The sequence below is a fragment of the Bacillus sp. LQ01 genome (assembly GCF_057624735.1).
The window spans coordinates 1296058-1319806 of sequence record NZ_JBYEZL010000001.1 but is presented as its reverse complement, the minus strand read 5'-3'; the positions used below and the strand labels follow the sequence as shown (position 1 = coordinate 1319806).

15 protein-coding genes, 2 pseudogenes and 2 other annotated features are annotated in these 23749 nt (G+C 33.6%); of the genes and pseudogenes, 5 read left to right on the top strand and 12 right to left on the bottom strand.

Translation table 11 applies throughout. The features are described from left to right. Positions 1-81: 81 nt before the first annotated feature. Positions 82-1593: a M36 family metallopeptidase gene (locus tag AC22L0_RS06975; RefSeq protein WP_000482274.1), complete on the bottom strand. Its 1512-nt coding sequence runs from the start codon at positions 1591-1593 to the stop codon at positions 82-84. A 328-nt stretch (positions 1594-1921) separates the two neighbouring features. On the opposite strand from AC22L0_RS06975, the gene AC22L0_RS06970 reads away from it, so the two are divergent. Then, a complete protein-coding gene (locus AC22L0_RS06970; protein ID WP_000045224.1) occupies positions 1922-2506 on the top strand; it encodes a TetR/AcrR family transcriptional regulator in 585 nt (194 codons plus the stop codon). A gap of 1 nt (position 2507) precedes the next feature. After that, a complete protein-coding gene (locus tag AC22L0_RS06965) occupies positions 2508-3593 on the top strand; it encodes a DUF418 domain-containing protein (RefSeq protein WP_030025508.1) in 1086 nt (361 codons plus the stop codon). A 51-nt stretch (positions 3594-3644) separates the two neighbouring features. On the opposite strand, the gene ileS is transcribed toward AC22L0_RS06965, so the two are convergent. The 10 genes and pseudogenes from ileS to AC22L0_RS06915 form a co-directional block, all read right to left on the bottom strand. Continuing rightward, entirely contained in the window at positions 3645-6746 is a 3102-nt protein-coding gene (gene ileS, locus AC22L0_RS06960; RefSeq protein WP_098326818.1) for an isoleucine--tRNA ligase, read from the bottom strand. 53 nt (positions 6747-6799) lie between these two features. After that, positions 6800-7040, bottom strand: a binding site (T-box leader). Positions 7041-7132: 92 nt separating this feature from the next. Further along, positions 7133-11335: a bacteriocin-processing peptidase family protein gene (locus AC22L0_RS06955; RefSeq protein ID WP_087967901.1), complete on the bottom strand. Its 4203-nt coding sequence runs from the start codon at positions 11333-11335 to the stop codon at positions 7133-7135. Positions 11336-11712: 377 nt separating this feature from the next. After that, positions 11713-12198, bottom strand: a pseudogene (locus tag AC22L0_RS06950) (class I SAM-dependent methyltransferase); the annotation flags it as partial. 117 nt (positions 12199-12315) lie between these two features. After that, on the bottom strand, positions 12316-12534 hold the full coding sequence (locus AC22L0_RS06945) for a hypothetical protein (RefSeq protein WP_000498601.1): 219 nt from the start codon (positions 12532-12534) through the stop codon (positions 12316-12318). 29 nt (positions 12535-12563) lie between these two features. Beyond that, positions 12564-12893, bottom strand: a complete 330-nt coding sequence (locus AC22L0_RS06940) for a DUF2085 domain-containing protein (protein ID WP_000621475.1) — start codon at positions 12891-12893, stop codon at positions 12564-12566. A 112-nt stretch (positions 12894-13005) separates the two neighbouring features. Beyond that, the gene (argS, locus tag AC22L0_RS06935; protein WP_087967903.1) at positions 13006-14694 is read right to left on the bottom strand and encodes an arginine--tRNA ligase; all 1689 of its coding nucleotides are present in this window, start codon (positions 14692-14694) and stop codon (positions 13006-13008) included. A 45-nt stretch (positions 14695-14739) separates the two neighbouring features. Further along, positions 14740-14954, bottom strand: a binding site (T-box leader). A 40-nt stretch (positions 14955-14994) separates the two neighbouring features. Further along, on the bottom strand, positions 14995-15771 hold the full coding sequence (locus tag AC22L0_RS06930; RefSeq protein WP_087967905.1) for a class I SAM-dependent methyltransferase: 777 nt from the start codon (positions 15769-15771) through the stop codon (positions 14995-14997). A 49-nt stretch (positions 15772-15820) separates the two neighbouring features. Then, on the bottom strand, positions 15821-16255 hold the full coding sequence (locus AC22L0_RS06925) for a BrxA/BrxB family bacilliredoxin (protein ID WP_000063706.1): 435 nt from the start codon (positions 16253-16255) through the stop codon (positions 15821-15823). Positions 16256-16338: 83 nt separating this feature from the next. Then, positions 16339-16722, bottom strand: coding sequence for a thiol-disulfide oxidoreductase DCC family protein (locus tag AC22L0_RS06920; RefSeq protein WP_487272178.1), 384 nt, complete (start codon positions 16720-16722; stop codon positions 16339-16341). A gap of 3 nt (positions 16723-16725) precedes the next feature. After that, the gene (locus tag AC22L0_RS06915; protein WP_087967907.1) at positions 16726-17853 is read right to left on the bottom strand and encodes a conserved virulence factor C family protein; all 1128 of its coding nucleotides are present in this window, start codon (positions 17851-17853) and stop codon (positions 16726-16728) included. Between the two features lie 417 nt (positions 17854-18270). On the opposite strand from AC22L0_RS06915, the gene AC22L0_RS06910 reads away from it, so the two are divergent. Continuing rightward, on the top strand, positions 18271-18831 hold the full coding sequence (locus AC22L0_RS06910) for an AAA family ATPase (RefSeq protein ID WP_000714950.1): 561 nt from the start codon (positions 18271-18273) through the stop codon (positions 18829-18831). A 338-nt stretch (positions 18832-19169) separates the two neighbouring features. Here AC22L0_RS06910 and ssb read toward each other — a convergent pair. Next, positions 19170-19355: pseudogene (ssb, locus tag AC22L0_RS06905) on the bottom strand (single-stranded DNA-binding protein); the annotation flags it as partial. A gap of 197 nt (positions 19356-19552) precedes the next feature. Between ssb and AC22L0_RS06900 the strand changes: the two are divergent. Together AC22L0_RS06900 and AC22L0_RS06895 are read left to right on the top strand one after the other, a co-directional pair. Beyond that, a complete protein-coding gene (locus tag AC22L0_RS06900) occupies positions 19553-20779 on the top strand; it encodes a hypothetical protein (protein ID WP_267414318.1) in 1227 nt (408 codons plus the stop codon). 32 nt (positions 20780-20811) lie between these two features. Continuing rightward, positions 20812-23733, top strand: coding sequence for a helix-turn-helix domain-containing protein (locus tag AC22L0_RS06895; protein WP_267414319.1), 2922 nt, complete (start codon positions 20812-20814; stop codon positions 23731-23733). Positions 23734-23749 lie beyond the last annotated feature (16 nt).

Below are 23749 nucleotides of genomic sequence, written 5' to 3'. Positions count from 1 at the left end.
CATTGATATAGCTTTATTTACTAGTACCAGTTCGTAAGCAAATTAAAAAGTCGTGGCTTATAAATGCCACGACTTTTTATATTAATTCGTACTAATGCCTCTCGCTGCCCAAATGCGATCGATATCAGCAGCATGTTGTCCGCCATATAAAAGAGCATCCGCTTGCTTAATCGCTTTCGCTCCATCACTGAATTTAGAGTTTGGTGTTAATGACCAGTGTGATTGTAAAATGATTTTTGTTGCTACATCACGGCCAAAAGCTTGTGCCATTTCGTATTGGCCTTGAGCCCAAATTTCACCATCATCATGCACTTCATTCGTTATATCTTTCGGATATACTTTATTCGTATCTAATCGGCGTAAGCATGTTGGATCTGAACTAGAATAAGCTGTCGCATCCCATTCTCCAACACATGCTTTACCATATCCAGTAGTCGATACTGCATCTTCATATGTAGCACCTAAGAAGTCGCCAAATCCTTCTCCCATCGCTCCACCTTCTGCTGAACTACCAAAGCCAGGAACTTGGTTATCTTGAATCGAATGCCCATATTCATGTGCGATAATACCAGCATCTTCTGCATCATCAACACCCCCAGTACCGAAAGTCAAAGCTTTTGTTGATGGAGAATAGAATGAGTTATCATCAGTTGTACCATTAACATTCACTTTTATCGAACGGTTATTAATATTTTTAAAACCTAGACTTTGAATGTAACGTTGCAATGTGTCGATATGATAGTACGACATAACATCTTCAAAGCTATCATTTGCGCGTGTATAGTTAAATTGTAAATTCGTAGATTTTGTTTTCGCTTTTGAAGAAATCGTTACATATTCTCCAATTAAAAATCCTGTTCCATCTAAACCTTTTAACGTAACAGTTTTCAGTTGGTTCGTTAGAGCTGTTGAATCTGCATCGTTATTATCTTTTAAGCCTACTTTACTACCGCTAGATACGACTGGGTTAGGTAAAAATACTTTTCCTGACCCTTCAGCTTTTCGGTTTATATCAACCTTTTTAATTAACTTTCCATTTTCTGCATCAATAAATGTTTCCCATGCACCAAATGGATTATTAGAATGGACTACAACTTTATATACTGGACGAGCAATTCCTTCTTCAACAATATATCCGAACTCTTTATCTGTAGGAGCCCATAAATTTTGCTCACTTGCTTCTCCAACATACGCCATTGATTTTTGTATTGCATCTTTTTCACTAATTTTTGTCGTTACTTCCTTCACACCTGTAACAGGCTGATAATCAGAAACAGCGAGTACTCCCTTTCCCTCTCCGTTAAGCGTAACTGTTATTTGTTTTGAAAATACAGGTGCACCATTAACAACTTGTTGGAACCTAACATATGAAGCTACTGACGTTTCTGTTGTAGAAATATATTGCAAGTCTGAAAGGTCTGTTTTCAATCCATACTGCGCAGCATTTTCTTTTAAATATTCAGTTGCTTTTTTCTGTGGCGAATAAGCTTCTAACTTTACTTGCTGTTGTTTTTCCAATGCCGAAACCGTAGAAATCGTCCCCATTACTAACGGCACGGTCATTGCCATTGCCACCATTTTTTTATTAAACATAGAACCACTCCCCCTAATAAAGTAGCTCAACCTTATCCCATTACCACTAGGCAATCATTCCCCGCAAAACGGATGGATAAAAATTGAATCTACGAGTAATTCTCTATGAACACTTCTATTACCTTTCCATTTAGGGTAAGTGAAATTTTCTCAATATTTATGTGTAAAGTGAACACAATACTTTAGAAAGAAATTTCTAAATCCATTCCTTATCCCTAAAGCTTTTCATATTACTGTTTAAAAAATAGACTTTTTTTACCTAACGGTAGGTTGAAAAAATCACTTGTAAATGATACGATTTAAATAACCTTTTTTTAGGAGGATCTATATGAGTAAAAGTGAAGAAACACTCTCTTCAATAATGGAAGCAAGTTATCGCCTTTTTGCTACGTACGGTATTGTTAAAACAACTTATACGATGATTGGTGAGGAGGTTGGTATCGCAAAACCATCTATATATTACTACTTTAAGTCTAAAGATGCTTTAATTGAATGTATTTTTACTGAATTATGTAAAGCTATGCAGTTCTCTTCTTATTTCCATACAGAAGAGTTTACAAAATCAAATTTTATTGAAAAATGTATTGCAATTGGCCTTAAAATAATTGATGAACAGCGAAACGACCCTTATTTTAACCGAGTGTTACAAGAATATGTATTACTATCTTCAAGAAACAAGATGTACAAAGATCGATTACTAACTGTGCAAACAGAATACTTACATGGATTTGAAGTACTCCTTACAAAAGCAAATGAACTTCAATTAATTGAAAATAAAAATCTAGTTTCAAAAGCTCATATGTTAGCATTAGTGCTTGATAATATCGGAAATTTTATGATGATTGATGCAAAGATAGATTATAAACAAATTTGGATTGAAGCTGTAAATAACATTTTTGAAAGAAGGGGTTGAAGTGAATACAAAAAAACGCATTATCGGCTTAGATTTTGCTAGAGCTTGGGCGATGTTTGGTATGCTACTTGTTAATTTCATGGTGATAACAGGTGCAGAAGGAAATGGTCCCCCTTTTTTAATAACCTTCATGTCACTATTTGAAGGTAGAGCCTCTGCTTTGTTTGTTATACTTGCTGGCATTGGTATAACTTTAATGACTAGGTCAGCCGTTGCTAGCAATGAACAAATAAAAATTTCTAATAGCCGAAAGACCATATGGAAACGATCACTTTTCTTATTTATTTTAGGATTACTACTATATGTAATGGAGTGGACTGGGGATATATTACACTACTATGGTGTTTACCTTTTCGTTGCTGCATTACTCATGACAGTACGCAAAAAACTATTACTTTTTCTTTCTATCATTATTTTATTGTTCGCACAATCTCTTCAGCTTACTTTCAATACTTTCGAGGGTTGGGTAGGTCCAACTCCATTTATAAATTATGTAGACTTCTGGACAATAAAGGGTTTTCTTCGCAACTTATTCTTTAATGGCTATCACCCTATTTTCCCTTGGTTCTCGTTCTTCTTAATCGGTATGTTAATTGGCAGGTTAGATCTTCATAATAAAAAAATAAAAAAAAGATTACTCTTACTCGGTATTACAATCACAATATTGACAGAACTTTTATCAAAAGGACTTACACACTTTTTTATTCCATACATCGGCAGAGAGACCGCCATATTTTTATTTAATACAGGACCCATCTTACCAAATGTATTATATATTTTATCTGCTACAGGATCCTCTATTGCTATATTAATCATTTGCCTCTATATCGCTGAAAAATATAGAAATAATTGGTTTGTCACTTCCATTGTGCAAACAGGACAATTAACATTAACTCATTATGTCAGTCATGTATTTATCGGTATTGGGACATTAATTCTATTAAATAGAATGGAAAATCAATCACTACTATTCGTTTTATTATTTGCTACTGCATTTTTCATTTTCAGCATTTTAATTAGTGTGTTATGGAGAAAGAAATTTTCTAGAGGTCCTATCGAATGGATTATGAGGAAATTAGCCGGATAAATTTCCATCATACAAAAAGGAAGTTGGAATCATTCCAACTTCCTTTTTTCTTTAATTAGCTGCACTTAATTTAATTCTAAGTTTTGTTTCACCTAAAGAAAGTTCATCGTCTTCGTTCGTTAAGTGACCAAATGTAAATTGTTTAACGAGTAAGTTTTCTTCCAATAAATCTTTATGGTTCGTTAACGTTCGCTGTAGCTCTACTTCTGTATCAAGAATAACATCGACTCGTAAATTAACTGGTAAATTCAACTGTTTACGATATTCTTGAACCGCACGAATGAATTCACGCGCTACTCCTTCTTGCAACAATTCTTCCGTTACATTCGTATCTAACATAACTGTATATTGTCCGTTAGTCGTATTAGAGAATCCTGATTTTGCAACTTTCTCAACTAACACATCTTCAGCAGTTACAACTACTTCTTCTCCTGGTGTTGCTTCGTAAACTGCTCTTCCTGTTGATACAAAGTTTTGCACTTCTTCTTGTGATAATTGTTTTAGCCAACCATTCACTGCATTCACATTTTTACCGAACTTCGGCCCCGCTGTTTTAAAATTAAGCTTCAATTGATATGATGTGTATTTTGTTTCATCGAGTTCAACATGGAACGCTTTTACATTTAACTCATCCATAACGATATCACGATAAGATTCCCAATCCATATCATTCTCGTTATGCTCAAGTAATACAAGTTCTGCTAGCGGCTGTTTTACTTTTAAAGAATGCTGATTACGGTTACTTCTTCCAAGTTCAACAACTTGTAAAACAGCATCCATTTCCGCTTCTAATTTCGGCTGAAGTAGTGATTCATTTACAACTGGATAATCGGCTAAATGAACGCTGCTTCCTTCTAAATTCAGATGAATGTCTTCCGCGACAAATGGTGTAAATGGTGCAATTAATTTACTAATTGTTACAAGTACTTCATGAAGTGTCTCATACGCAGCTGCTTTCTCAGCGTTCATACCAGATTCCCAGAAACGATTACGTGAGCGTCTTACATACCAGTTACTCACTTCATCTACAAGTGCTGCAATTTCACGAGCTGCATTCGTAAATTGATAATCATCAAGTGCAGTTCTCACTTTTTCCGTTGTACTATGCAATCTTGATAATACCCATTCGTCTAATTTCGTAAGCTTTACATCATACGTTTCTTTCGGATTATACTCATCTAAATTTGCATATAAAACGTAGAAGCTATACACATTGACTAATGTATCTACAAATTTAGATTTCGCTTCCAGTACTGTTCTTTCAGAAAAACGCTTCGCATTCCACGGGGCACTATCAACAAGTAAAGCCCATCTTAGCGCATCTGCACCAAATTTATCTACTAAATCAACTGGATCTAGTGCATTTCCTTTGCTTTTAGACATTTTCTGCCCTTCTTCATCTAAAACATGCCCTAGTGATAACACTCGTTTATACGGTACTTTTCCTGTATATAGTGCTGATACTGCTAATAAACTATAAAACCAGCCGCGTGTTTGATCAATTCCTTCTGCAATAACATCCGCTGGAAACTGCTCTTCAAATAACTCTTTATTTTCAAATGGGTAATGATATTGTGCAAATGGCATAGAACCACTATCAAACCAAACATCAATCACTTCTGGTGTACGATTCATTGTGCCTCCGCATTTCCCGCAGCACACTTGTACTTCATCTACATACGGCTTATGCAATTCCAAATCTTCTGGTGTTTCTTTCGTACTATACTTTCTTAATTCGGCAATGCTCTTCGGTGCGAACTGATGATTGCAGCTTTCACATTCCCACACGTTTAATGGTGTTCCCCAATATCTATTTCGGCTAATATTCCAATCCACCATATTTTCTAAAAACTTACCAAAACGTCCATGTTTCATATGATCCGGATACCAAGTAACAGAATCATTATTTTGTAAAAATGTATCTTTAATTGCAGTTGTTCGGATTAACCAACTTTCTCCTGCATAATAAAGTAGTGGTGAATCACAACGCCAGCAATGCGGATAGCTATGTTCATATTTTTCTTTATGATACAGTAAACCTTCCTTCGCTAAATAACGAACGATATCCACGTCACAATCTTTTACAAATTTCCCTTTCAAAAATGGTACTGCTTCTGTATACTCACCTTTTTCATCTACAACGTGCAAGAATGACAATCCTTCACTTTGAACGACTCTATAATCGTCCTCTCCATATGCTGGAGCAATATGAACAAGTCCTGTACCACTATCTCCCGTTACAAAATCTGCTGCAATAACGCGGTAACCATTTGTAACTTCTTTCATCGGAAATGGCGCTGTATAAGATGTGTTTAATAATTCTTCGCCTTTATGAACAGATAATACTTCATAGTTCTCTTTTAATACTTCTTGTACACGTTCTTTCGCAACAATGTATACATGACTTTCTTGTTTTGCTTTAACGTATTCCATATTTGGATGGACAGCAAGCGCAACGTTTGCTGGAAGTGTCCAAGGTGTCGTTGTCCAACCTAAGAAATACTCATTTTCACTATCTTTCACTTTAAACTTCACAGTTGCACTTAAATCTTTTACTGTTTTATACCCTTGTGCAACCTCATGTGAGCTCAATGAGGTTTGGCAGCTTGGGCAGTATGGTGAAACTCTATGTCCTTTATATAACAATCCTTTTTCATGGATTGTTCCCAAAATATGCCATACACTTTCGATATATGGATTCTTTAAAGTTACATATGGATCATCCATATCTACCCAATAACCAATACTTTCAGTGAATTCACGCCACTGCTTCTCATATGTGAAAACACTCTCTTTACACTTTTGAATAAATGGTTCAATGCCATATTCTTCGATCTCATGTTTACCAGAAATACCAAGTTGCTTCTCAACGCCTAATTCTACAGGTAAACCATGTGTATCCCATCCCGCTTTTCTTAACACTTTATAACCAGCCATCGTTTTATATCTTGCTACTAAGTCTTTAATTGTTCGTCCAAGTGCATGACCTACATGCGGTAGTCCGTTCGCCGTTGGTGGTCCTTCATAAAATACGAAAGACTGTGCGCCTTCTCGATTCTGAATTGATTGTTCGAAAATATTTTGTTCGTTCCACTGTTTGCGAATTCGCATTTCTCTTCCTACAGCTGATTCTTTTACATCTACTTTTTCCATATACAATCACTCCTTTGAATATTTTAAAGCACACAAAAAACCCGTCCCTATAAAGTAGGGACGGGTTTACCCGCGATACCACCCTAATTCTATTAGCTTTTTCACTAATAGCACTTAGCAACGTACTATCATACGTGTTCTTTGTAACGGTAGACATCCGTCCGGGCTTACTTACTTTCAGCCTCGGCTCCTCGGAGATGATTTTCAAATAACGTCTGCACACCGGCTTTCAGCAATATACCGGCTCTCTGGAGAGCAGCTCACTATTTTACTCTTTCTCGTCTTCAGATTTGTATACTTTGTTAAAAGTTATTTTATGCCATTTAGCAACTAATTGTCAACTAATTCAAAATATATCCTTATCTTTTTTCCCTATTCTTATACAATTACTTTTCAAATTCTCGCAATGCTGCTAAATTTTCATCATCCTCAATAAGTTCAGCAAAGAATCCCGATTCATCCTCACGAAGGACAAATTCAAGCTCTTCCTTCGCCTCTTCATTTCTATTTAACTGCGCTAAATAACAAGCACGATCATATCTTGCTAACAAATCACTCGCGTCAATTATTAATACTTCATTTGTTATTTTTTCCGCCTTTATCGTTTGGCCGACACCATGATATGAAGATGCTAAAGAAAGAAGAATTGCTGTTTCATTTGGATGATGTACAGAAGCATTTTCTAATACATGAATTGCCTCTTCAAACCTTTCTTGACTTTGATATATTTCTCCTAAAGCAAGAAATGCTCTACTTACAAACGGTGTTTGCTCTGTTAATTGTAAGATAATCTTTTCTGCTTTTCTTTCTTCCCCTGCTTTAAAGAATACTTGTGCTTGCAGAAGAAGAGTATCATAATCATCTGGTAGTTCTCGAACCATTTGTTTCGTTAATTCCAAAGCATCTCTTAACATATCTTCTTCCTCGCACTCAACGAAAAGATTTACAAGTTGCTTCGCTACGTCATAATCCCATTTATTTTCTAGTGACGTGTGTAGAATCTCTATTGCTTCTTTATTCATCTCGACATTCTCATAAAATAGCGCAAATCGCTGTGCTGCCATACTATTTTTCGGATTTAACTTTAAAGAGATTTCATATAAATCAATTATCATAGTAACCATTGAAATTTCTTTCGCACGATTTTTCATACGATAAAAAGCTCTCGTAATGATAGATCGTTTCGGCTGTTCATGCAGCTGGCGTTCAATCCATATTTCCGTAACCGCAGCTGCAGCATACATGAATGCTGCACTTCTTTCTGCTTTTTTCACCTTTAATGTATGAAGAAAATCTCGTATGTTAGACAATTTTTTATGTTGCTCTACTGCTTTTACATAAACATCAAATATACGTTCATTATCAAAATCTTTTTGTATTACTTTCATTGCAACTTCAATTGCTTTTACATTTCTTTTTTTCACTAATACTTTTGCATAATGATATAGTACTTCTATATGCTCACCATCTAATTGTAGCGCGTATTCAATCTGTGCTTGTTCTTTATCTGTTTCATTCATCGCTCCATACACATATGCAATCGCATCTAAACGCCATATTTCAGGTACTTCGTCCGCTAATTGTTCTAGTTCAATCAGCAATTCTTCCTGAAGGTTCATTTCTACTGAAAGCTGTGCCAAATATTCCATATTAATATGCAACGGCTCTTCTTTCATCGCCTGAACCATATGACTTTGTTCTTTAGAACGGTTTTCTTCTTTTTCGTATATTTCCGCAAGCTGTAAATGTACACCTACGAAATTCCCATCAAGCTCTAAACATGTTTCATACGCCTGCTTTGCTTCCGTCAATTGCCCTAATGCCATAAGTGTTTCGCCAATTCGGTAATACGGTAATGCCGTTTCCATTTGTTCTATCGCCTTATTATATCTTTTCATCGCTTGGCCGTACTGTCCAATAGATTCATATAAAATACCTGCATAACAACCGTACTCACTTACTTCATTTCTTTCTTTGTGTAACGTTCTTAAAAATGCTATACCTCGTTGTACAAATTCCGTTCCTTTAATTCGATTCACATATTCATCTAACGCACTTGCTACATTATAATCACTTTTCTTTATACCATTTTCTAACTTAGATAGTGCTACTTTAAACCCTTCTTCATTTCCACCAAGTTCAATTTCAGCATCCCATAAAACCATTCCTGCATTCATGAGGAAATCTTGGCTCTTTTCAATTTGCTTCTCAAGACCAAGAATATATTCTTTTGCTTCCTTATATTGTTCTCTTGCCATATAAACTTGTGTAAGTCCGAAGTGAGAATAAACATCCTCATCATTTTCTTCTAAAGCACGCTTATACAATACTTCTGCTTCTTCCAAGCTATCATTTTGAAAATGATAATCACCTAATTTTACGTAAAGAGGTGCTTTATCATCACAATTCTCAATACCGTTTAATAAAATTTCTTTCGCACTTTCCTCATCCTTCAAATCAGATTCGTATATTTCCGAAAGTTTCGTATAAATGTAAGGTGCATTACTATCCAAATGAATCGCTACTTTAAGCCCTTTTATTGCTAAATATAATTTCCCTAGTTGATGTGCACATCTCGCTCGTTCATACCATACATGCGCTTCATATTTGTACTCTTTTAACAAGTCATTAAAGATTTCATATGCTTCTTCATATCTTTCTAAATCTATTAATATTAAACCGTGATTTGTTAAAGTGAACCTTTCAGGACTACGCTCTAACGCAACTTGAGAGTATTGCAATGCTTTTTCAGATTGATCAATATACATATAGGATAAAGCTAGAAAACTCCAAGCAATAGGCTGATCTGCGTCTAATTGTAACGATAAACGAAAGCTTGAAATCGCTTCTAGATAACTTTCCTGTTCAAACGCATATCTTCCGTTTATTAAATGATATAAAGCACGATTATTTTTCTTCTCAACGCTTGTCAGCATTTGCTCCGCTTTCTCTACTTCCTGAAGACGAATAAAACACTGTGCACCATGCAATTTAACAAAGTCCGAGTTCGGAAACTTTTCCATTAACTTATCGATACAATATAAAATAAATTCTTTATCTACTTCAACATCTAAGTGCTTTATCGTATATAACCACGTATTTGGATTATCACTCGTTTCTTTTAAAAATTGTACTAGGTTACTAATTCCCTCTTTGTCATGTTCATCTAAATGATCCGTAAGAGAAAAAATAGATTTAAAATAACGATTTTCTTCTTCACTTAGAAACTCTAGTTGCTCCTTCTTTTCTTTCGGAACAAACGTGATTGCTAAACAGCCTGTATAACGATATTTTTCTTGTACTTTACTATATTCCACAAGAACTGGCTCTATAAAGTTTGGATCTTGAACATAGAAAGCTTGCAATGTATCATCATATCCAGATAGAACTTGTACGTGTGAAGCATGCTCAATATCTATACTTAATAAAACAGGAATTCCTTCGTCAATCAGTCTCTTATAATTCTCTTCATTCCCTTTAAAATAACGATATTCATAACCTAATTCTTCTAAATAAGAAACAGTATCTGAAAACTTCGAACCTGTCATATCAAAAATAAACTCTGCTATTTCATCTTGTGTACGTTTCTCTCCCCATATACGCAACATCATCTCTAAGCTTGTCGGAACACAATAATTATCCTTTTGTACAATAGGAACTATCGGCAAGTGAACCTTTTTTCCATCCGGATTTTTTTCTAAATTATGATATAAAGATTCTTTTAAACCCTTTTCTTCTTTTAATAGTTTTTGTAAATCTGCAAATTTATTCATTTTGTACAGCGCTTCTGCACGTAAATGTACAAAGTAAGTATTATAGGCATGATATGGCAGCTGAGTATTTATATTATCTATTACCGCTAACATCTCTTCATATTGCTCTAAATCTAATAAATACTTTATCTTCTCAAAATGAAAATATGGTACTTGTGGGAATTTTACAATCGCATCATCGATTAACTGTATCGCGCGTTTTTGTTCTCCTTTATTCGCATACAATTGTGATAATAAATAGGTAGATAACTCTTCACAATCTTCATGCTGCATGCCAGCAATAAATTGTTCTTCCGCTTTCTCCCATTCACCTGTATGCATATAAACGTAGCCCCATTTATCAAACACTGCGCGCGCACTGTACTCCTCTGCTTTTTGCATATATATTAACGCTTCTTCGTTTCGTTTCATTTCTAAAAGACATCGTACTAACGTAAAATATGTTTTCGCTAAAAAATCTGCATCTATTTCTTCTTTACTTAACTCTTCTAAAGAAGATTTTAACAACTGCTCCGCTTCAAGAATTTTCCGCTCATCAATTAACTCATCACAATATAAAGAGAGCGTTCTCATATTTGGGAATTTTTTATAAGCGTAACGAATGAGGAATGAACTGTATTGGTGCATAAGCCCTTCATCAGTAAGGCGAATTAATATATCGAACTCCTTATGCGAAGGAATATTGGCAAGCCAATTCTTCACAGAGGATAAAGTATTCGTTTCTTTTATATATGCAATTTCATTATTTATTTCCTGTAATCCATCTACAAATCTCTTGTCTTTTAAACAAGTTTCTAACTGCTTAAAATCTAGCATGCATTCACCTCGAATTTATATTTATACTGCTACTTGCTTAGATTTTACACACCATATAGTATGTATTCAACTAAAATCTCTTATAATGGATGGTATTAATTAATATTATTCAAATTTATAACAAAATATAGTAAAAATGATTGTTTTTCTCCGTATTTTGTTTGATTATATGGAATAACGTAACATGCGGTTTTAATCTTGTAGAAGCTGAAATTAGTACATAAAATTATATCGGCGATAATTCAAATATATCAGCGATTCTTTCATTTTATCGGCGATTTTCAAATTATATCGACCGATTCTTAACATTTATCAGCGATTATATGTCGAATATCGACTTATCGACATTAAACGACAAGCCTTATACATCATACCTTTTAACAAACTATGTCACCAAATGTAATTTTCATATTGGGAGCGTATACAAAAGAAGAATACACATGAAATATTTTAAAAAATCGTAGTTCAGCTTCATATTGAGCTAGCGCATTATCATATGTTAATCCTCTGGCTATTAAACGTTCTACAAATTGTTGCTTATCACCCGGATCACCTGCAATCCCCTCTTCTTTTAATGATTGATACAAATCGTTTTTATCATTGTGATGCATATTTGAATCTAAAAAGTTCACTTTATCGCTTACTCTACATTCAATATTTTTCACACCTAATTCACTTAAATATATCGGTATTTTCATGCCTATATTGCCATCTTTACCATTTCTTTGCGTATCACTTTCAAATAATTTCTGCAAAACACCTAGCTGAATAAATTCCGATTGTTTCTCCCCATCTAGTAAATAAGAAGCCATATTAGAAATCCAATGTGGTTCAAAACAGATTATTTTCCCGCCTCCTTTTATATACAAAACTAAAGTTCTCTATATAATAGCCGTATTCCTACACTTTTCTTAAAATTTCAAAGCAAAAAAGCTAGTGTATTTTTAATAATACACTAGCTTTTTATTTGGAAGAAAAATTTAACAAGTACAATCACAATCAAAACAATCCGTACAGTCTAAATCGTCACAATCTGCTTTTCTCTTTCTTTTGTTTCTTTTAAGATAATAATACAGTAGCCCAAACAATAGTATACAAATAACAAAAGCTATTATTGCTTCTGTATACTTATTTTGAATCATAAAACCAATTCCACTTCCACCTGAAATAAAAATTAGAATTAAGTAAATCCAGAACATCTATGTAAATACCTCCATTACTATATATCTTAAGATAATATCCATATAACACTAGAGGAAATGAATAATCCCATACCATTACCGCTTAATACACCAGTAGTTATTCTTAGCAAATTTGAGCTACTTCTCCATTTCCACTTTTGGGTGAACCCATCGATAAGTAACGGAATTTGAGCGAAAAATGATAGTATGATTGCCAAAAGAAATGAAGGTGTCATATAAAAATAAATTGGAAACATTAAAATACCAATAAGCATGCCTGTACAACGCGCACATAAAGGTATGTACTTTTGTAGTTTAAAAAAACTCCTATCTAATCTTCTATGACAAGGAATTTGTAAAATAAAAGTTCGAATCAATATGAATCACCCTCTCTAAAAAGATTTTAATTGATTTTGCAAAAAAAATATATATCCAATAAAAAAACAAACCAGGTTTATACTAGACCCAGTTTGTCAGTTTACTACTATGTTACATCTCCTCAGGTGCCTCCACCCCAAGTAAACGTAATCCTTCTTTTAATACAACCGTCACAGCATAAACCAATGCGAGTCTGCTGTCTTTTTCTTCGCTCTCTTCTAATATACGAACATTACCGTAATATTTATTGAATGATTGTGCTACATCTAATATATATTTCGAAATAATAGATGGCTCATTTTTATTGAAAGCTGCTTCAATTACTTGAGGGAATTCATTAAGTAATTTTACGACACTCCAGCTATAATCATCTTTTAAAGAAAACGTACATGTTTCAAATTCTACACTTTCTTTTCTTAAAATAGAGCAAGCACGTGCATGTGTGTACTGTACGTAAGGTCCTGTTTCTCCTTCAAATTTCAGCATATTTTCTAATGAGAATTCGATATTATGCATACGCTCATTTTTTAAATCGTGGAAGATGACTGCACCAACACCGACTTGCTTTGCTACTTCTTCTTTCTGTTTTAAGTTTGGATTTTTCTCTTCAATATTTTGTTTTGCAAGTTCGATTGCTTCTTCGAGTACTTCTTCAAGTAAAATAACTCTTCCTTTACGTGTCGACATTTTCTTACCATCTTTTAAAATGAAGCCAAACGGTACGTGTTCCATACCATCAACCCAAGTATAGCCAAGTTTTTTTAATACGGTGAAAAATTGATTGAAATGTAAGCTTTGTTCTGGACCAACAACATATAGCGCTTTATCAAACCCATAAGTGTTTTGACGATATAAAGCTGCCGTTAAGTCACGCGTTGCATAAATCGTCGCACCATCTGATTTTCTAATTAAACAAGGCGGCATTCCTTCTTCTTCTAAATTAACGACTAATGCACCTTCTGATTCTTCAAGCAACTCATGTTCTTCTAAAATCCCAATAAAATCTTCCATTAAATTATTATAAAATGCTTCTCCCTGAAAATTAGTAAATTCTACACCGAGAAGTTCATAAATGCGAGAAAATTCTTTAAGGGACTCATGACGGAACCAATTCCAAAGCTCTACCGCTTCTTCATCACCTTCTTCTAATTTCTTAAACCAAGCACGTCCTTCTTCTTCTAGTTCTTCGTCGTCTTTTACCTCTTCATGGAATTGGACATATAACTTAAATAGCTCACGTATTGGATCTTCTTTAACTACTGCTTCATTTCCCCATTTTTTATAAGCCGTAATTAACTTTCCAAACTGTGTTCCCCAATCTCCTATATAATTAATCCCTACAACTTCATAACCACATTTTTCAGCGATATGTTTCAGCGAATTTCCTATCATTGTAGAACGTAAATGCCCCATCGAAAAAGGTTTCGCGATATTAGGAGAGGAATAATCAATTACTACTGTTTTTTCACAGCCAAAGTGGTTTTGACCGAACTCTTCTTTCTCCGCTAAAACTGTTTTTAATACTGCATCACTTACAGTTTCACGATTGAAAAATACATTTACATAAGGACCAACGGCTTCTACTTTCGTAAAAAACGGATTATTTAATTTCTCAGCAACTTCCTTTGCGATAAGAGCTGGTGCTTTTTTATATTGCTTCGCTAATGAAAAGCATGGGAACGCTGCATCTCCAAATTCATCTTGTTTCGGTGTTTCAATTAAATCTAAAATTTGTTTTTGCGTTAATTCATTCGTGAAAATATTAGATAAACTTTCCACAAACTGCATTTTATAATCCATGATACAACCTCCTTATTTTTTAAAACACAAAAAACTCGTCTCTAAAAAAGAGACGAGTTTTAACCCGTGGTACCACCCTTGTTGTTCGTTACGAACCACTTTCCCGTTTATAACGAGGACAGGGGGCCTCGGCTTTCTCTACTATTCGTTCAAGAAGCATCTCCGAAGTGCGCTTCATCTTTTTCTTCCGTACTAGGCTCACACCATCCCTAGCTCGCTTTCCTTCTAAAAAAGACTACTCTCTTCATCACAGACAGTATATTTAATTAATTATTGCTTATTATACATCTTTTCAAACAATTAGCAAGGGTCAATTACACCAAAGTGAAACTTAGCACTTTTTCTTTTGTATACATAAAAATTGTGTTTTTCAAATCTAGAACTACGAAAATGATCTTTTAAAACGACACGTTTTCTCGCCACTCGTTTTGCCTCCGCAATTGTTTCGTCAGTAATATCATGATACAAAGCGAAGTGTTTTAATCCTTTAATTCCGTCGGATTCTATGACAGTTTCTTCAAACATCGGATCAAGGTAAACGACATCGTAACTATTGTCTTCACATTGCGCTAAAAATGAAAAATGCTCCGTTTTCTTTACTTGAATTCTTTGCATTGCTTCATCAATTTCAGAAACGGATGAAGACCATGTTTTCAAACCATTTTCCATAATATAAGCCATATACTCATTGCCTTCAAGTCCTGTTACTTTTCCGCTTTCACCAACAACATAACTAGCTACAATACTATCTGATGCCATCCCGAGCGTACAATCTAACACTGTCATTCCTCTCTCTAATTGCGTGGCTTGTACAAACGGATCGTGTTCTCCACGCATTAACCTTTTCACACGAAACATCGCTGAGTTCGGATGAAAGAAAAACGATTCTTCCGTACCTTTTGGATAAATAGCTAATCGGTTCTTCCCTACGACAAGCACATCTTGTTCATACTGCTCATGTAGCTTATGTACTGGTATGTCATTACGTTTAACGAAAGAAGCATTTAATTCTGCTGCTACCTCGTTTGCATAATCTGTCATTTCTTTGTTCGTTCTTCCTGCTGTTGTTACGATCATGGTTTCACCTCTATATAAAGAAAAGAGGGAGATTTACTCTCCCCCTTCTTTAGCAATTCTTTTCGAAAGCTTGTTCTAAGTTCGTAATAATTTCGTCCATAGTTGCACCTTCAATTTCATGACGGTGAATGAAGTGAACAACTTCTTTTCCTTTTAATAATGCCATAGATGGTGAAGATGGAGGAATTTCTCCGAAGTATTCACGCATTTTTGCAGTAGCATCTTTATCTTGACCTGCGAATACAGTTACAAGATGATCAGGTTGTTTTTCAGCACGAACAACCGCTTGACCTGCTGATGGACGTGCTAAACCAGCTGCACAACCACAAACAGAGTTTACAACTACTAAAGTTGTACCTGATGTATTTTCCATAAATTCTGTTACAGCTTCTTCTGTAGTTAACTCTTCAAACCCAGAACGCACTAACTCTTGGCGCATTGGGATTACCATTTGGCGCATGTATTCTTCATAAGCATTTGACATCTTGTAATCTCTCCTTCAACTTTCATTCCAAATTCATCATATCACGCTCTATTAATAGGTGCAAAAGAAAGATAACGATGATTTCATTTTTTTGTAGGGATTTCACAAACCCCACCGCGGCAATGTCCCACTGGAACAAGTTTTCTATTATTAGCGATATAATCGTATACTTTACTTCCAAAACCAAGTACGATAGATAGCTTTATAAAAGGAACTGCAAACCAATAAGATGGACCGGCCTTTGCTAATACATCTATGCTCTGAATGCCGTCATACCACTTATTATTTTTAAAAATATACAGTCTTTGTTCCATCTTACTTTGTAGTTCTTGAGAAAGCTCATACTTCTCAACTACATCTTCATTTCGAAATGAAACAAATTTCATCTTACCCTTTTTATCTAATTTTTTCGTACGTTCTGCAACGGCCGTACACATCGGACACCAACTATCATAGAAAACAATCATACATTATTCCCCTTTACGTGACTCCGTCATTTGTTTCCATACAGAACCTTTTGCTTCTTCTCCGCCTTCAATACGCTCTAATGCTAGACGTGCTTGCATCGCTACTTCAAACTCTGGATCATCTTGCGCTGCTTTTAATGCTGGAATCGCACTTTCATCTCCAAGTTCAAATAAGAACATCGCTGCACGCCAGCGTACTAATTTACTTGGATCTTTCAGAGATTTAATCATAACGAACATCGCTGCCGGATCACCTACATCTGATAAACAATCTCCTGCAGTACGGCGAACACTTACAGAGCGATCTAATAAAGCTTTATATAATAACGGTAATACTTCATCACCTTTTACCATACCTAAATACGCTGTTGCTAAACGGCGTATTGAAACTTTTTCATCATCTAACGCCATCTTCAACACTGGAATATCTTCTTCAGTAGGATCCATTTGTTCTAATGCTGCAAAACGGTTTTTCCAGTCAGAATCTTTCATCATCTCTTCTGTTACTTTATATGGCTCACGCTTTTGAATCGTTACTTCAACAGCACCTGCTTGATTTAATAATTCTTTAACCGTTTCATTTACACGTTCTTCTGAATAAGCAGCAACAATCTCTTCCACTACTTCTTTCCCAATTTCTTCAAAATTACCGTAACGTGTACTTTGTTCCACCCATTTACGTTCTTTTACAACGTTTGGTGCAGACATTTGAACTTTCATAATTGATTCTTTAAAACGATCAGGTAAACCAACACGTTCTTCAGTCGTTCCATCTGTTAACTTTACTTGCATCGGAATTGTAAAGAACATTTGAACAAACACTTTCACTTCCCCAAAATGAGCAAGTTGTTGTTCTTCACTTCCTTCTACTACTTCTTCGCCGAAAACAGCACGAACTTGTTGTAATAAAACTTTCCAGTCGAACTTCGCATTTCGCTCCACTGCTAAAAAGTCGGCTACATGATACACACCTTTAATGCCTTCAATTTTCAAAATTTCTTGCACTTGCATTGGTGCTTGTTCTTTATTTTCATTTGTATAATTATTACGCGCTCCTGATGGTAATACTTCATTCAAAATAACTTTCATTGTATTTGGACTTGGCGTCGGTTCAATTGCTTTAATCTTCACGTAAAAAACTCTCCTTTATTGCATGTTCTTAGCTGTATTGTAACATGTTATCACTCTATACTCCTACTCGGATGCTTAATTTTACTACTTTCTTCCCGCTACCATACTATTTCATTCTTTTTACATTTTAAATTAGGAACGGGATTTTAAAAGCTTTCGTTTCCGATGATTTTTATTTTTTATCCATTTCTTGAGGCATCGCCATTATTTTTGAAAAAAACACGCTAAGCAAAAAAATATAATAAGCTATCCATATGGATAGCTTATTTACATAATTTTCGTTATTGGAAGACAACTATTTTTATAAATACAAAAGGCAGAAAAGTATATAGATTCTACAAAATATTTTGATTGTGATACATTTACAGAATCTCTTATTTTATAATTAATGTCTTATTATTTTTTGGAGGGAATTCGATGAAAAAGTTTGTTTTGATATTTGGGCCACAAGCAGTTGGGAAAATGACAGTTGGACAAGAACTAGCAAAGATGACTGATTTAAAATTATTTCATAACCATATGACAATTGATTTATTGGAGCCATTGTATGGATTCTCTTCGGAAATGTGGCGATTAACCCATCTTTTCCGAAAGGAAATATTTCAATCATTTTCAAAGAGTGAACATTATGGAATGATTTTTACATACGTATGGGCGTTTAATGAAAAGAAAGATTGGGATGATGTTGAAAGTATATGTAATATTTTTCGTTCCCAAGGGGTTGATATTTATTTTGTTGAATTAGAAGCTGATGTAGAAGAAAGACTTCAACGAAATAAAACACCTCATCGACTTGAACATAAGCCAACGAAAAGAAAGATTGAACAATCTGAACAAAATTTATTAAGCACATTTGAAAATTTTAGATTAAATTCAAGAGAAGGAGAAATTACAGAGAAAAATTATATAAGGATCAATAATACGAATTTAAATGCTACAGAAGTAGCTGAAATTATAAAGAAAGAATTTCAACTATAGTTTTTTTTAACAAATTGAACAGTTCGGATTTTATGAATATCGTATACATTTCTAATTAACATAACGTCCTATTATCGGTTGCAACAAAAAGGAGGATTCCTTACTCTCAGAAGGAATCCCTTTTTTTATTTTCTATCACTCGATTCATCTTTTTATACATTCCTATCCTGTGATGGGTTTTACGATTCTCGTTTGTTACTGGATTAGCCAAAAAACGTTCTAAAATTTTGTATACTCTTTACTTATTTTTTCAAAAAAGCTGGCGGTATCCCCTCTTTAAGTTTATTAAAATACTTTCCACAATTTTTTCCGAAGCTATTACTTAAAATCACCTTTTATTACGATGCCCCCTCCCGCCTTCTCTCCAAAAAGGTAATACTCTCAATCACAACTTCAGTTCTATATATTCTCTTGCCTTGTTCATCATCGTAATTACTAGTCTGAATACGCCCTGTAATCCCAACGAGCGACCCCTTCTTACAATATTCAGCTACATTCTCAGCCGATTTGCGCCAAACGACATATCTCCATAAGTATGTACTTAAACTTCATGTACATATTTATCCCTATCCAACACTATAAAAACAAGTAAATTCTAAATTTTAAGAAATTATTGTTGTACACAAAAAAGCGACAATATATTATAGATTTATACACATATCTTTCGACCAAATCCGTAAAGTTAATGTACAAAATTATGTGATTGGGGGGGACAGTAAAAATGATTACTCTACAATTAGAAAATTATAAGTTTTTCTCTATTCCTGTTTGGCTAGAATGGAATACTTCAAGTAAAGGTGATATAACAAATAAGAAATTCTCAATTATTGGACTTAAAGAAACTTCAAATGACATACACATTGTACATCCATTAAGCGATTTTATACTAAGCAATTGGAAATATAATGCTTACAATACCCAAAGAAAACATTGTAATAATACGGTTTCTTTTCTAAACTACTTATTAACTAACAAGAAACAGTTAGGGATTAATAATCTAAAAGAATTAAAACTAGTACATGGAAATGATTTTCTTAATAATCTATCTCGCAAAGAAAGAACGGTAGGTACTGTTAAAGATGCTGAAAGAACACTGACATTATTTTATATTTGGCTTCAAAAGAAAGGATGCTTACCAAAAGTAAATGAAACCCTTTTTATAAAAAAAGAGACTTATCAAAGAACATATTATTTCCAATCCCCTTTTGAAGTCATCTATCCCACCAAAACAGTCTCAAAGCAAGAACATATGTTACCAGCAAAATACATTCCTCTATTATTAGAAATTGCTACCCTAAAAACAAAGCCAATCGCATTAGGAGTCTATCTACAAATATTTGGTGGCTTAAGAAGAGGCGAGGTTGTCAATTTGAAACGTTCAAACTTAAAGAGAAAATTAAATACTGGAGATTTTCTACTCACTTTAGAAAATCAAAATTTCAGAAAGGATATTAAAGATCATTCTGGATCCAGTAGCGTAAAAAAGCCTAGAAATCAGGCCATCCTACAAATATTTGACTGGGGAAAGGTTCTTTTTACAGATCATATTAATTTATATAAAGATCATACTGACTCAGGTGCTCTCTTTATAAATAGAGATGGAAAAGCTATGTCAGGAAAAAGCTACAGTCAATATTTTAATAAACTAAAACGTAATTTTATAAATTTCTTAAAAACATACGGTAACTCAGAAGAACAAATTCTTGCGAATCATTTACTCCTTGCAGATTGGTCTACTCATATAGGGCGAGGGACTTTCACTAACCTTATTGCCGAAAATACAGATAATCCTCTTGAAATAGCTTTTCATCGTGGAGATAATAACTTATTATCCTCTTTAACATATATGGTTAAGACGGATAGAATGAGAAAAAAAATTGAAGGTAAATTCGATAATATGCATGAAAATTATATACCTCGTCTTATTGATAGAAATAAATTTGATTAATACTATATTCCCTTCAAAAAAGAGGTGAACAAATGTCTACTGAAAATAATGGCGAACTCCAATACTTAACTGTACTGGAATTTAGTAAAGCACTAGGAATTCACGAATCTACAGCTTATAAATATATTAAAAGGGGCTTTATCTCAAAGATAAAAAACATTAAAGGACGTATGTATATTGATATAGACGAGATAGAAAAAACAAAAGAAAAAGCTAACCTAAATCCTGTTGATGATAGAAACTCCTACCTAACAGTATATGAAGTTTTTGAAGTTTTAAAAAAAGACGGTTTGAGTATACGAGGAACATCATGGATTCACGAAAAGGTTTCCACTGGGTTAATAAAAAGATATATGAAATTTAAAAATAAACTTTATATTCATAAAGAAGAAATAAAAACACTAAAAATTTATTATTTCGAACATTCTAACGCACATCTTCCTTCACAAAAAATTGAGGATTACTATACAATTAATGAACTTAGCCTAGAACTGGGAATCCCCAAAGAACGAATTTACAAATACATATATGCAAATAAAATCAGCACTTTTAAACTCCCTCATTCTAAAGGAAATATATTTTTTCTAAAGTCTCATTTATCATTAATAAAAAAGAAGATTGGCTATATAGATCAATTTAACCCTAAAGAATTTCTTTCCATTAATGAAATAATAAGTCAACTTAAAAAACACCGAATTAATGTGACAGATAGCTCAATCCGACGTCTAATACACACAAAGCGAATACCAAATTATGTAATGCATCTAAATAAATATTATTGTCATAAAAACGAACTCACCAACCTATTAAATTATTTTACTAAAAAAGATTATTACACACATGTAGATACAGCAACACAGAAACAAGAAAAAAACAAACACATGACAAATTTCTTAACCGTTAAACAAGCATCAGAAAAACTACAAGCTCCAACAATTTGGCTAAGAGGGCTTTTAAAAGACTACTTCCCTAATTCTACAAAAGTGCCTGCAGCTGGTGGATACCATTGGCTAGTATCAAAAATTGATTTAGAGAATTTCCAAAAAGAATACTACTATAATCATAAAACAAGAATGCTACATTTAATTGATCATTACGATTTGAATACCCTACGCTCTATTTCAGGATTTACATTTGATAAACTACGTTTAGATATAAAAAAAGGCCTATTGACAGGTGCTATAAAAATAAATAATAGGCTCTTTATCCCTATCCAAAATGCAAATAGGTATTTAGAAAGTCTACAATATGTATTAGATACTGTTTACGATACACATAAAGCTTTAAAAGACCTACTGAACCATTATCATAACCATCCTCCTCCCACTGATTTAATAAAAACATCGTCTATTTACAAAAAATGGGTGGACATCAAGATTAATTCTAGTAATGCTAGACCATCCTCCTTAAGAGGCTATACATTAAAATTTATTAATTTATATGATAAAATGCTTTCTTATTTCCATGAGGAAATATGGACTACTTCGAATGCTAAAATAGAGCTTTTTCTTTCCAACAAAACCTTATCTAATGAACTAAAAAAAATTTTCGTTCAGTTTTTGTCATATTGTGAAAATCAAAATGGAATAAATAGAGAAAAAAAATATTTATACTACTACTCAAAAAAAGATCCTGCTTATTCAGAAAAAAATATATACTCATTTGAAGTTTATCACCAATATTATACTCACGTTCAAAACATTGAAATGCATATTACTAACGCTACTAAATGTAGATACTACGCCAATATGTGGGCGTACACAATAATTCTTCTCACCAATAATTGGAGAGGAACAGATATTGTTCATGAATTCCCTTCTATAGAACTGGATTCTATAAGAGCAGACAAGTTATCTTGGTTCAAAACCAATAAATTAACCATGGAAGAATCACAAAGTATTATTAATCAACTTTATATTAAGCTTCGAAATGCCGTCGCAAACAAAGTTTCTGTACTTTATAACTTCTATGTATCTCCAAACTTAATAGAGAGCTTAGCGCATTCACTTGTCATTTCTGAACTTCATAAAAGAAATATACAAAATTACATTGCACTTCCTGAAAATTCTCTTATACTTGGTACTTTCTTTTTTGGCAAAAAAATTGTATCAACCAGAGTATCCGGAATGGATCAGCATTTAAACTTTTTTAATCCCTCTCCTCAATTAAAAGATTTTGACTGTTTAACCATGAATAGAAGTACCATGACTTATCTTTTTTATTCAATCTTAGAAGAAGATGGTGAAGATGCTGATTTAGCCCTAGAAATTACAAAAAACACTAGATCACACAAAAATTCAGATACAACTGCTATTTACATTCAAGCAAAAAATAAAGATGGTAGCATAAATAGAGTCTCAATAAACTTGTTAAACCGTGGTATGTTTGGGTGGTTATACAACTATATTTTACTTAGATTAAAAGAAGACTTACAACATGGACAAACAATTGAAGAACGAACCGATACTATTAAAGAGCTACGTAATTCTATTTCACCTATGGAACTAGAAAAATGGGCGATCTTTTTGCAAAACATTCATACTAATAAGAACCGTGTTTTAGATGAAATCAAGTATCTTCCAATGGAAGAACTGAAAACACTTGCAATAAAATTATTTACAAATCAAATGCCTTCGAAAGAAAAAGCGGGCCAATGTCTTGTATATCCTAATTGTAAAAGAAAAAATCTAAAAACATGTTATTCTTGTGAGTATTTTATCCCTGAAAAAATGGTGTTAATTGAAGCCATTAGTGAACTTAAGCGGTTAACTAGTTCATTAGAGAACACCAAGTATGATGCTATTAGAAAAAGGGATTCGTTTTTTCTTCTCAATATTATTTTATTAATTGACGAAGCAATTAAAGGTTTTGGTATTAATGTCGTCAATTCTTTTCTTCCTTTAAAAGAAAAAACAAAAATATTAGAGAAAGTTAAACAACATTTACTTTTATAAAAAAATACTATGTAAA